Origin of the sequence: Paraburkholderia sabiae (genome assembly GCF_030412785.1) — a bacterium.
Lineage (GTDB): Bacteria > Pseudomonadota > Gammaproteobacteria > Burkholderiales > Burkholderiaceae > Paraburkholderia > Paraburkholderia sabiae.
Genome location: NZ_CP125295.1, coordinates 5401888 through 5414100, shown reverse-complemented (window position 1 = coordinate 5414100; position 12213 = coordinate 5401888). Strand labels below are relative to the sequence as shown.

At 64.0% G+C, this 12213-nt stretch carries 12 protein-coding genes; 7 read left to right on the top strand and 5 right to left on the bottom strand.

Features of this window, described 5'->3' with window-relative positions; genetic code table 11:
- The first annotated feature begins 77 nt into the window (after positions 1-77).
- The 7 genes from sugE to QEN71_RS24305 all read left to right on the top strand — a co-directional run bounded on the left by sugE (position 78) and on the right by QEN71_RS24305 (position 6433).
- On the top strand, positions 78-398 hold the full coding sequence (gene sugE, locus QEN71_RS24335) for a quaternary ammonium compound efflux SMR transporter SugE (protein WP_201654133.1): 321 nt from the start codon (positions 78-80) through the stop codon (positions 396-398).
- Positions 399-976: 578 nt separating this feature from the next.
- Positions 977-1216: a hypothetical protein gene (locus QEN71_RS24330; RefSeq protein ID WP_201654136.1), complete on the top strand. Its 240-nt coding sequence runs from the start codon at positions 977-979 to the stop codon at positions 1214-1216.
- A gap of 30 nt (positions 1217-1246) precedes the next feature.
- Positions 1247-1858 (top strand): DUF4126 domain-containing protein, encoded by a 612-nt coding sequence (locus QEN71_RS24325; RefSeq protein WP_201654139.1) that lies wholly within the window; start codon positions 1247-1249, stop codon positions 1856-1858.
- A gap of 116 nt (positions 1859-1974) precedes the next feature.
- Positions 1975-4464 carry an ABC transporter permease gene (locus QEN71_RS24320; RefSeq protein ID WP_233471981.1) on the top strand — a complete coding sequence of 830 codons (2490 nt, stop codon included), beginning with the start codon at positions 1975-1977 and terminating at the stop codon, positions 4462-4464.
- Between the two features lie 44 nt (positions 4465-4508).
- A complete protein-coding gene (locus tag QEN71_RS24315) occupies positions 4509-4919 on the top strand; it encodes a group II truncated hemoglobin (RefSeq protein ID WP_201654142.1) in 411 nt (136 codons plus the stop codon).
- Between the two features lie 150 nt (positions 4920-5069).
- Positions 5070-5801 (top strand): alanyl-tRNA editing protein, encoded by a 732-nt coding sequence (locus QEN71_RS24310; RefSeq protein WP_201654145.1) that lies wholly within the window; start codon positions 5070-5072, stop codon positions 5799-5801.
- Positions 5798-6433: a DUF924 family protein gene (locus QEN71_RS24305; protein ID WP_201654149.1), complete on the top strand. Its 636-nt coding sequence runs from the start codon at positions 5798-5800 to the stop codon at positions 6431-6433. The genes QEN71_RS24310 and QEN71_RS24305 overlap by 4 nt, the downstream gene beginning before the upstream one ends.
- A 9-nt stretch (positions 6434-6442) precedes the next feature.
- On the opposite strand, the gene QEN71_RS24300 is transcribed toward QEN71_RS24305, so the two are convergent.
- From QEN71_RS24300 to QEN71_RS24280, 5 genes are all read right to left on the bottom strand, one after another.
- Complete coding sequence (locus tag QEN71_RS24300) at positions 6443-8377, bottom strand: ArnT family glycosyltransferase (protein WP_201654152.1); 1935 nt, start codon at positions 8375-8377, stop codon at positions 6443-6445.
- Between the two features lie 245 nt (positions 8378-8622).
- A complete protein-coding gene (locus QEN71_RS24295; RefSeq protein ID WP_201654155.1) occupies positions 8623-9369 on the bottom strand; it encodes an SDR family oxidoreductase in 747 nt (248 codons plus the stop codon).
- 39 nt (positions 9370-9408) lie between these two features.
- Entirely contained in the window at positions 9409-9993 is a 585-nt protein-coding gene (locus QEN71_RS24290; protein ID WP_201654158.1) for an LOG family protein, read from the bottom strand.
- Between the two features lie 2 nt (positions 9994-9995).
- Positions 9996-10712 (bottom strand): TetR/AcrR family transcriptional regulator, encoded by a 717-nt coding sequence (locus QEN71_RS24285; protein WP_201654161.1) that lies wholly within the window; start codon positions 10710-10712, stop codon positions 9996-9998.
- A 769-nt stretch (positions 10713-11481) separates the two neighbouring features.
- Positions 11482-12192, bottom strand: a complete 711-nt coding sequence (locus tag QEN71_RS24280; protein ID WP_201654164.1) for a diacylglycerol kinase — start codon at positions 12190-12192, stop codon at positions 11482-11484.
- Positions 12193-12213 lie beyond the last annotated feature (21 nt).

The window sequence follows — 12213 nt, the reverse complement described above, 5'->3', positions numbered from 1 at the left end:
ATTGTCAGCGGCAAGGACGACCTTGCTGCATCCGCTTTCAACGGGGACGGCCCCATCCATCAATGGGAGTTCGTCTCATGTCCTGGATTCTTCTCTTTATCGCCGGTCTGCTGGAAGTCGCGTGGGCGGCTGGTCTTAAAACCTCCGAAGGTTTCACCCGGTTCTGGCCGTCGGTGTTCACCGTCGTGACGGCGCTCGGCAGTTTTGTTTTGCTCGCTATGGCGATGCGGCAGTTGCCGCTCGGAACTGCTTATGCCGTGTGGACTGGCATCGGCGCCGTCGGTGCTTTTATTTTTGGCATCGTGGTCATGGGGGAAGCGCTTTCCATTGCGCGTGTTGGCAGTGCGGTGCTTATTGTTGTTGGGTTGATTGGGCTTAAGTTGTCGTCCGGGCATTAGTGGTTTTTTTTGTCTGCGACGCTAGTCGCCATTCTCGTTTTTCGCTTTTCTTCTTTGCTGGCGTCCGCGATTTCGTATCGGTGCTTCACGCGTTGCCCCTGTGCGGGGCGGCACCTACTTTTCTTTGCAGCGGCAAAGAAAAGTAGGCAAAAGAAAGCCGCTTCAAACCTCCGGTGCCGGCCAGGATGGCGCTGCGGCGTACCGCAGTTGAGCTATCGCGCAGCGACGTTCGCACTCTGTAGATAGCCCGTAGTCAACCACGCACGGCGCGAAAGCCCCACACAGTCTGGAGCACATACCGCCGCAATCAACCGAGGGAAAACGCAAAAAAACGTGCTGACCGAATGTGCTCCAGGTGGATGTCATGCTTCGCGCCGCGCGCGCCTGACTGCGGGCTTTCTACGGAGTGTTTGCGTCACTGCGTGACAGCTCAAAGACCGTGAGCCGTGGCGGTATCCTGGCCGGCACCGGAGGTACAAAAGCGGCTTTCTTTTGCCTACTTTTCTTTGCCGCTGCAAAGAAAAGTAGGTGCCGCCCCGCACAGGGGCAACGCGTGAAGTACAGATACGAAATCGCGGATGCCAGCGCAGCAAAAAGCGGATGCCAGCGCAGCAAAAAGCAAAAACCCAGATTGGCGACTAACGTCGCAGACCAAAAGCCGCAAAACCCGCCGCCAACGCCCGCGCCGCGAAGCTAGCTATAATGAGACCAAACTCATCCTGAAATTGCTCCGCGCGGCCTTGATGCGCGGATCCGGCGGCTTCGGCACGGCGGAGCCTCTGGCACTTCCCGTCCCTGGCACGAGCCGCTGGAACTGACGGCACGCGACGCGCGCCTCGGAGGCGGCCATGCTTGAACCTCTTTCGCTTGCGGCGGGCCTGTCGTGGGGCAGCGGCTTGCGGCTTTATCTGACCGTCCTGCTCGCGGGTGTCTTCGGACGCGCCGGCTTCATCCATCTCCCCGATACGCTCTCCGTCCTGCAGTCGCCATGGGTCATCGGTGCGGCGGCGGTGCTGACCCTCGCCGAATTTCTCGCCGACAAAATCCCCGCGTTCGATTCGCTGTGGGACGCCGTCCATACCTTCATCCGCATTCCGGCGGGCGCCGTGCTGGCCGTCGGCGCGCTCGGCCACGCCGATCCCGCCATGATGACGATCGCCGCGCTGGCAGGCGGCACGCTCGCGGGCGCGTCGCATCTGACGAAGGCGGGCACCCGCGCGCTGATCAACCTGTCGCCGGAACCCGTGTCGAATGTCGTCACGTCGTCGGCTGAGGACGGGCTCGTGTTCGGTGGCCTGTTGCTCGCGCTGTTCGTTCCCGTACTGTTCCTCGTGCTGCTGGTCGGCTTCCTCGTGCTCGCAAGCTGGGCGCTGCCGCGTCTGTGGCGCGGCGTGCAGGGCGGTTTCCGTGGCATGGCGACGCATATGGTGTCGCGACTCGCGCGGAGCCGTCACGATTGAGCGAAGCCGAACGCGTCACCACCGAGGCTCCCCTCGAGCTTCCTCCCGAACACCGCAGGCCGCATGCCCCCGCGCATCGGCTGTCGCTCGGCCATCTGCTGCATCAGTCGCTGCGCATGACGGCGCGCGACTGGCGCGCGGGCGAACTGACAATGCTGCTGCTCGCGCTCGTGCTTGCCGTCGCCGCGCTTTCCAGCGTCGGCTTTCTCGCTGACCGTCTGCATCAAGGGCTTGAGCGCGATGCGCGGCGCATGATCGCTGCCGATTTCATCGTCCGCGCCGATCATCCTGTCGATACCCAATTCGTCGATAAAGCCAAAACCCTCGGCCTCGAAACCGCGACGACGGCGATTTTCCCGAGCATGGTCAACTCGACGGCGGCGAAACCGGTGTCGCGGCTCGCGGCCGTGAAAGCCGTATCGGCGGGCTATCCGCTGCGCGGCGAGCTGAAGATCGCGCTCACGCCCGGCGCGCCCGATCGCGAAGTGCGCGGCATTCCGCCGCCCGGCGACGTGTGGGTTGATCAACAGATGCTCGACGCGCTGAAGGCGCACATCGGCGACAAGGTGAAAGTGGGCGGGCGCGAATTCACGATCGGCGCGCTGATCACGCGCGAACTGGACCGCGGCTTCGCGTTCGTCAATTTCTCGCCGCGTCTGATGATGCGCGCCGACGATCTCGCGTCGACGGGACTGGTCGGCTACGGCAGTCGCGTCACGTACCGGCTGCTGGTGGCGGGCGGCGACGAAGGCGTCGCGTCGTTCGCGAAGTGGGCGCATGAACGCGTCGATAACGGCAAGATGCGCGGCTACGCGCTGGAATCGCTGCAGGATGGCCAGCCGCAGGTGCGACAGACGCTCGATCGCGCGAGCCACTTCCTGACGCTCGTGTCGTTGCTGACGGCGCTGCTGGCCGCCGTCGCGATCGCGATGGCCGCGCATCGCTATATGCGCCGGCATCTGGACAGTTGCGCGGCGATGCGTTGCCTCGGCGCGAGCCAGCGGACCTTGCGCGCGCTGTTCGTGTTCGAGTTCGCGGGCCTCGGTCTGCTTGGCGGGATTGCGGGCGTCGTGCTCGGTTTCGGCGGACATCTGGCGCTGTTCTGGTGGCTCGGCAGTCTGATCGACGTTTCGCTGCCTTATCCGTCGATCTGGCCTGCGCTCGAAGGCATCGCGGCGGGTCTCGTGTTGCTGATCGGTTTCGCGCTGCCGCCGCTGCTGCCGTTGACGCATGTGCCGCCCGTGCGCGTGCTGCGCCGCGAGTGGGGCGACGAAGGGCGTACGGCGTGGGCTGCGTATGCGCTTGGCATAGCGCTCTTTGCGGGCTTGCTGATTCTCGCGGCGGGCGAACTGAAGCTGGGCGGCATCGTCGCGGGCGGTTTCGCGGGCGGGCTGCTGCTGTTCGCGCTGCTCGCGCGCGCCGCGTTGTGGGGCGCAGCGCGCATCGTACGCAGCGAGCGTTTTCATATCGGCATCGGCTGGCGTTACGCGCTGGCGTCGCTGGAGCGGCGCGCAAATTCGAGCGCGCTGCAGATCACCGCGCTCGCGATCGGCCTGATGTGCCTGCTGCTGATCGGCATGACGCGCAACGATCTGATCGAAGGGTGGCATCGCTCGACGCCGCCCGACGCGCCCAACGAATTCATCATCGATATCCAGCCCGACCAGCGCGATCTCGTGACGAACTATCTGTCGGCGCACGGCTTTCCGGGCGTCGACCTCGAGCCGATGGTGCGCGGCCGGCTGATCGCGATCAACAGCAAACCCGTCAATCCCGACGACTACAAGAGCGAGGACGCGCGGCGTCTCGTCGATCGCGAGTTCAACCTGTCGTACACGACGCAGCTGCCGGACGACAACCGCATCGTATCGGGCGACTGGTACGGCGACGCGACGAAGCCGCAGATTTCGATCGAGCAGGGCCTCGCGAAAATCCTGAACGTGAAGGTCGGCGACACGATGCGCTTCGACGTGACGGGCCTGCAGGTCGACGCGCCCGTGACGAGCGTGCGCAAGCTCGATTGGGGTTCGTTCAAGGTCAACTTCTTCGTCGTGATGCCGCCTGCCGCGCTGAAGGACTATCCGGCGACCTTCATCACGAGCTTCCATGTGCCGCCCGAACAGCGGCCCGTGATCGACGGGCTGATCGGCCAGTATCCGAACCTCACCGCGATCGATACCGCGCCGATTCTCGCGCAGGTGCAGCGCGTGATCGGTCAGGTGATCGGCGCGGTGCAGTTCCTGTTCGCGTTCACGCTGATCGCGGGCGTGCTGGTGCTGTACGCCGCGCTGGCGGGCACGCGCGACGAGCGTATGCGAGAATCCGCGCTGCTGCGCGCGCTCGGCGCGTCGCACGCGCAGGTGCGCGCGGTGCAGGTCGCCGAGTTCGTCGTGGTCGGCGCGCTGTCGGGTCTGATGGCGGCCGTCGGCTCGCAGGTGATCGGCTTCATTCTCGCGGCGCGCGTGTTCGATTTTTCGATCGAATTCAACCCGTGGCTCGTGCCCGCGGGCATCGCGGCGGGCGTCGTGTGCTCGGCCGTCGGCGGCTGGCTTAGCTTGCGTCATGTGTTGATGCGGCCTGCGCTGCAATCGCTGCGCGATGCGTGACGTTAGGCCCGTCCTTGAACTCTCTTTGACTGTGTTTTGCCCGTATGACTGATCCGATTGACGAAGCGCCGTCGCAGCCGACGGCCTTCGAACTCGTAGGCGGCGAGACGCGCGTGCGCGAACTCGTCGACCGTTTTTACGACCTGATGGACCTCGAGGCCGATTTCGCCGGCATCCGCAAGCTGCATCCGCCGACGCTCGAAGGATCGCGCGACAAGCTGTTCTGGTTCCTGTGCGGCTGGCTCGGCGGCCCCGATCACTACATCAGCCGCTTCGGTCATCCGCGTCTGCGCGCGCGGCATCTGCCGTTCCAGATCGCGTCGGTGGAGCGCGACCAGTGGCTGCGCTGCATGGCGTGGGCGATGGAAGACGTCGGCCTGCCCGAGCCGCTGCGCGAGCGTCTGCTGCATTCGTTCTTCGATACGGCCGACTGGATGCGCAATCATCCCGGTTGACGGGCGATGTGTTGCACGCGGTAAAACCGTCGTGTCAAAGCGGCCAGTACAGTTCGGTCGGGAGCGCGTCGATCTGAACGCGGCGGGCGTTACGCGCGTCGGCATAATGTCCGCTGGCACGATGCACGTACAACGCAAAGGAGACTCCCCATGACGACGCGCGCGCTCTTTCGCGACGACGCCTATCTGACCCGCTGCGACGCGACCATCACCGCGATCGACGAGCAGGGCATTCATCTCGATCAAACCGTGTTCTATCCGCTCGGCGGCGGCCAGGCGGGCGACGCCGGCGTGCTGACGCTCGCGGACGGCACGCGCATCGAGATCGCCGACACGCGCAAGGCGAAGTTCGAAGGCGCGACGCCCGACGACGCCGTCCACGTTCCCGGGCCCGGCCAGGAAGCTCTGCTGGTGCAACTCGCCGCCGGCCAGCCGCTCACGGCGGAGATCGACTGGTCGAGACGCTACCGCCACATGCGCCTGCACACGGCGAGCCATCTGATGTGCGCGGTGCTGCCGTATCCCGTCGACGGCTGCAGCATCACGGCTGAGTACGCGCGCCTCGACTTCGCGACCGTCGAGCCGATCGGGCGCGACGATGTCGAAGCACGGCTTGCCGAACTGGTTGGCGGCGCACACGATGTCGCGACGCAATGGATCACCGACGACGAAATGGCAGCCCGCCCCGAACTCGTGCGCACGATGAGCGTGAAGCCGCCGATGGGCCTTGGCCGCGTGCGTCTGTTGCGCATTGAAGGCGTCGATCTGCAGCCGTGCGGCGGCACGCACGTGCGCAACACACAGGAAATCGGTGCATTGCGCGTCGCGAAGCTGGAAAAGAAAAGCGCGCGCACGCGACGTCTGGTGCTGGAGCTTGCATGACCGTACGCGTCGACACGGCGGCATATTCGACTGACGCGGACTACGCCGCGCTCGATCCTCGCGCGCGCGATGTGCTCGACTGCTGGTTCGGTACACCCGGCTCGGACGAATACGGCAAGGATCAGAAGCGCTGGTTCAAGCGCAGCGACGCGTTCGACACGATGCTGCGCGAGCGCTTCGGCGCGCTGATCGAAGCAGCGCTCGCGCTTGAACTCGATGCGTGGCGCACGACGCCGCTAGGCGCGCTGGCGCTGGTGATCGTGCTCGACCAGTTCACGCGCAACTGTCGACGGAAAACGGCGCACATGTACGACGGCGACGCGCAGGCGCTGGGCATCGCGCGTCGGATGATAGAAGAGGGTAGCGACGTGCTGCTGCCGACCGTCTATCACCGCGCATTCGCCTACATCCCGTTCGAGCATGACGAGACGATCGAAGGTCAGCGCGAGGGCGTGCGTCTGTACACGCAACTCGAAGCGCTCGGACTCGATCCGTCGTATGCGCGCTCGGCTGTGCGGCACGCGCAGGTGATCGAGCGCTTCGGACGCTTTCCGCATCGCAATGCGCTGCTTGGCCGTGAGTCGAGCGACGAAGAGATCGCGTTTCTGCGCGAACCGGGTTCGTCGTTCTAAAACGCGAGTTCAGTCGTCGCCGCCGATGTCCGACGGCGTACGCACGAACACGCGCAGCAGTTCATCGTTGTCACCGGGACGCGCGCCCGACCAGAACAGTTGCCAGCCGTCTCCCGGCTGCGCCGGATTCTGACGGCGCGTCTGCACGATCAGCCACGTGCAGGCTTCCCTGCCATCCGAACCGGTTTGAGCATCCGCCGACTGCACAGGCACGTGCTCGATATGAGCGAAGTATTTCAGCATCGGCGCTTCCGATTCGCCGAGCCCGAGGCTCGCCATGCAATCGCTGTCGTTCCATTGCGCATCGAGGTGCGTGCGCAGATCTTCGAACACAGAGCGATAGCTTTTCGCGAGATCGAGCCACGGCAGCAGCAGCGTGCTGACGAGACCCCACGCGACGATCGCGCCTGCACACCAGCTCAGCGCGCCGCGCCATTTGCCTGCGTGCCGGACGAGCGGCAGCAGCCACAACCAGCCGATGGTCAGCGCGAGCGCCGCGGCTACTTCGACGGGATGGATCGGCAGCGTCCAGTCGAGCGGCAGCCAGCGGCCGAGCAGGTGAAGCCATGCGCGGCTGCTGGCGGGATTGGTCATCGTCGACCAGATCGCCCACGCGAGCGCGACGAGCACGCCGAACAGCGCACGGCTCGTCATGTCCCAGACGGTATGCAGACGTTGCGGCAAGCGTTCGATTGCACGCGCCGCGAGCGGCGCAAGCGGCGCGATGAACGGCAGGATGTACAGCTCGCGGATCGTCGCCGAGGTTTGCAGCACCGCGAAACCCGTCCCCGCGAAAATCAGCGGCAGCGCGATGCGCGGCTCGCGCCATTGCCGCCATCCGCTGCGCGCCAATCGGGCGAACGCGATCACCGCCAGCGGCACGACAGGAAAGCCGACGGTGAGCATCGTCTTCAGCACGAACAGCCGGTCGTCGTTTTCCGAACCCAGTTCGGGCACGGAGAAACCGAAGAAGCGGCCGACGTTGTTGTCCCACAGCCAGACCTTGAAGAGCGCTTCGGAGCGCAGATAGAAGCAGATCGGCCAGATCAGCGCGAAGGGCGCGAAGACCAGCGCCGCCAACGCGAGCGCGCGGGCGAAGCGCGCGCTGCGGCAGGCCGGATACAGCGCGATCGAAGCGCAGAGCGTCGCACCGAACACGAGCGGCACGAACAGCCCCTTAGACATCAGCGCGATGCCGACGCCCGCGCCGAACATCGCGGCGGCCTGTCGGTCGCGTGGCGCAGCGTGGGGAGGTGAATCATCGCTGTCGGTACTCTGCATCGATAGCACCAGTTCGAACAGTCCGCAAAAGCCCAGTGCGGCGCCCGCCATCAGCGCGACGTCCGTCATCATGTCGTGCGCATGCTTGACGACGACGAGCGTCCCCGCGAACAGCGCGAGCGAACCGATTACGCGCAGATCGAGCCAGCGCGTTGCGTCCGTCGAACGCCGCGCGAAGCGCGCAAGACACAGCAGCGTCAGCGCGCCGAAGAGGGCGCTGGCGATGCGCGCGCCATCGTGCAGCGGCAGATAGCGATTGAAGAGCCATGCCGTGCCTGCCGCCACCCAGTCGTAGATGGGCGGCTTTTCGACGAAGGGTTGGCCCGCGTTGGTCGGCACCACGAGATCGCCCGTATCGAGCATGTGCTGGACGATGCCGAACGTGTAGGTCTCGTCCTGCTTCCATGGATCGTGACCGAGCGTGCCCGGCAGCAGCCACGCGCAGACGAGCGCGATGCCGATCACCCACCGCGCCGCGCGCGAAGCGGCGAGCCTGCGGGTCAGGCGTTGTGTGGCAGGAGCGGGGGGAAGCGGCGTCGCGGTATCGGCGCCGGTGCCTTGAGCCGGATGGGATGGTGCCGCCGGCCCGGCGATGAAGCGGGCCAGCGCTGACAAGGCGGTCGCTCCCCAGCGCCACCGCTTCGATGGATTCTGCTGCTGCATGACGAAAGATCTCTGGCCTCGGAGCGCGGCAACGTGGGCCACGATCCTTTTTGTTCGCACGACATTCCGCCGCTTTCGGAAGCGGCTGGTTGCATTCTATCGATCGAATATTACGAATGGTTACAAGAATGCCCCGGGGCGTCGAAATCGGTCAGCGAGTGTGGGGAAAGGCGCGAAATGCCACGACGCACGGCGCGTCGTGACGAAGCGCCGCGCGATCTACTTGAAAGGGGAGGAGAGGTGCGTCAGCGGCCGGCGCTGACATCGAGCAGCGCGCCGTTCACATACGATGACGCATCGCTGAGCAACCAGACGATCGCTTCGGCGACTTCGTCGGCGGTACCGGGGCGGCCGAGCGGCGTTTGCGCGCCGAGCACCGCTGCGCGATCCGGACGGCCGCCGCTCGCGTGGATGTCGGTATCGATCAGGCCGGGGCGGACGGCGTTCACGCGGATGCCCTGCGGGCCGAGTTCCTTCGCGAGACCGATGGTCATCGTATCGACGGCGCCTTTCGAGCCCGCGTAATCGACGTATTCGTTCGGCGAGCCGAGCCGCGACGCCGCCGACGACACGTTCACGATCGAGCCGCCATGCCCGCCGCGATCCTTCGACATGCGTCGCGCGGCCTCGCGCGCGCACAGATACGCGCCGTACACGTTGACGTCGAACATGCGCTTCAGACGTGCGGCATCCATGTCGGCGAGCGGCATTGAAGGCGCGACGATGCCCGCGTTGTTCACGAGCGCGTCGATGCGGCCATAGGCCTGTTCCAGCGCATCGAACATCGCGACGACTTGTGTTTCGTCGGCGACGTCACCCGGGATCAGACGCGCATGTCCGCCCGCGCGTCCGACTTCGGCGGCCGCTTCTTTCGCCGCCGCTTCGTTGCTCGCGTAGTTCACGCCGACCGACCAGCCGCGCGCGCCGAGCATGTGCGCGGTTGCGCGGCCGATGCCGCGGCTCGCGCCCGTGATCAGAACCACTTTCGTCATGTGAACTCCCGGCTCAGGTAGCGAGAGATGCGGCGTGCGTCAGACGCGTTCGCGCTGGACCGCCCACTTGTCCTGCGACGGCGGCTGATAGCGTTGCAGCTTTTCGATCAGACGGGCGGGGTCGCTCTCGACCTGCAGGATGTCGAAATATGTCTGGCGCATGAAGCCTTCCTGCACCGTGTGTTCGAGCATCGAGATCAGCGGATCGTAGAAGCCGTCGATGTTCAGCACGGCCACGGCTTTCTGGTGATAGCCGAGCTGCGCCCACGTGAACACCTCGAACAGTTCTTCGAGCGTGCCTGCGCCGCCGGGCATCGCGACGAACGCATCGGAGAGATCGGCCATCATCTTCTTGCGATGATGCATATCGGGTACGACGTGCAGTTCCGACAGACCGTTGTGGCCGACTTCCTTGTTGACGAGCAACTCGGGGATCACGCCGATCGCGCGGCCGCCGGCGGCCATGACTTCATCGGCGATCACGCCCATCAGGCCGACCTTGCCGCCGCCGTAGACGAGCGACAGATTCGCCGCGACGAGTGCGCGGCCGAATGCCTTGGCGGCTTCGCGATACAGCGGTTTGGCTCCGTCCGATGAGCCGCAATAGACGCAGACTGCCTTCATCTTCAACTGTCCTTCGATTCGTTACGAGGTTCGCGCGGCGGCAGATAGTCGTAGAACACGCGCTGCGGATGCTTGCCCGACACCAGATCGTCGAACAGTTCGCGCGAGCGGCCGCGCAGATACGGCGCCATCAGCGACACGATCTGCACGCTGACCTGATGCAGTTCCGCCTGAATCGCTTCCTGCTCGTTGTACTTGCGCGGGTTCATCACGAACTGGTACGACAGCCAGTACGTCGCGATCACGCCGATGTTGGTCGCGATGACCTTGATCTCGTCGGGTGTGGCGACCATTTCGCCATCGGCGACGAGCTGCTCGCAGAACTGGCTCGCGAACCGCACCTTATGGCTGATGATCTGCTTGAAGTGCGTTTCGAGCGTGCGGTTGCGCGCGAGCAGATCGTTGAGATCGCGATACAGGAAACGATAGCGCCAGGTGAAATCGACCATGTATTGCAGATACGACCACATTTCGTCGATGGTCGCGCGGTGGTCTTCCGGGAAACGCAGACGCTTTTCGATCTCCTGCTCGAACTGGCTGAAGATGCTGTTGATGATGTCGTCTTTGTTGCGGAAGTGGTAGTACAGGTTGCCTGGACTGATCTCCATTTCCTCGGCGATGGTCGTCGTCGTGACGTTCGGCTCGCCGATTTCGTTGAAGAGCTTCAACGAGAGTTCGAGAATCCGTTCGCGCGTGCGGCGGGGAGGTTTGGGTTCCATGTCGTCCGGGCCTGGGTCTTGGGTGGGCTGTGTTTGAGGTTTTTGCGCTCGTGCGACGATTATAAACCGAGCGTTCTGGAGGGAGGTTTTGCTGTCTGCGACGCAGTCGCTGTTCTGGGTTCTTGTTTTTGTCTGCGACGCAGTCGCCAGTTTTTTTGTTTTGATTTTTGGTTTTGGCTGGCGTCCGCGTTGACGTGTCGGTTTGCTAGCGTTGCCCCTGTGCGGGGCGGCACCTACTTTTCTTTGCAGCGGCAAAGAAAAGTAGGCAAAAGAAAGCCGCTTCAAACCTCCGGTGCCCGCCTGGATAACGGCACGGCGCGCGTTCTTTGAGCTGTCGCGCAGCGACGCAAACACTTCGTAGAAAGCCCGCAGTCAGGCGCGCGCGGCGCGAAACATGACATCCACCTGGAGCACATTCGGTCGCACGTTTTTTTGAATTTGCCCTCGGTTGATTGCGGCGGTATGTGCTCCAGACTGTGTGGGGTTTTCGCGCCGTGCGCGGTTGACTGCGGGCTTTCTACAGAGTGCGGACGTTGCTGCACGATGGCTCAACTGCGGCACGCCGCAGCGCTATGCTGGCAGGCACCGGAGGTACAAAAGCGGCTTTCTTTTGCCTACTTTTCTTTGCCGCGGCAAAGAAAAGTAGGTGCCGCCCCGCACAGGGGCAACGCGTGAAGTACGGATACGAAATCGCGGATGCCAGCGCAGCAAAAAGCAAGAAGCAAAACCAAAAACCAGAATGGCGACTGCGTCGCAGACAAAAAAACCACTAACGCAAAGCAGAACCAATCCACCGCACAACAATCGGCCCAACCAACAAACCCCAAGTCATAACACAAATAAAAAGCGCAACCATCACAGCAGCGCTGCCAAGATCCTTAGCCCGCCGCGACAGCTCATGTCGCTCAAGAGAAATCCGATCAATAGCAGCCTCAACGCTAGAGTTGAGCAACTCGACGATCAGCACAAGAAACACCGACCCCAGCAGCAAAACACGAGAAACGGCATCGACGGGCACAAAAACCCCACACGGCACGAGAATCGCCGCCAGCGTCAGCTCCTGCCGAAACGCACTTTCCTCACGAATCGCAACACGAAAGCCGGCAAACGAATTCTTCATCGCGTGCCACGCACGCGTCACACCGCGATTGCCCTTGTACGGATTGAAGGGCAACGGCGCGAGCGGATCGTCGGGGCCGAGCGGTTCGTGCGGCTCCTGCGCGTCGGCCTGAGAGGACGCACCTTCGTCGGACGAAGAATCGGCCGATGTGCGCGCACGCGTCGTGGATGACATGGCTGATGAATTCGCTGAAACAGGTCTGGACTGTCCAGCATAACGCGAGCGCGGCGCGCCGTCTTCGTGCAGGTCATGCACGTCGTCGAACGGCTCGCCGTAGTGCTCCGTTTGCGATGCTGCAGTCTTCGCGTCGCGCAGCGATTCCTGCGGAGCGCGCAATGCGTTCGATTGTCTCGTTTGCATGGGCTTGGCGAGAGGTGAGGG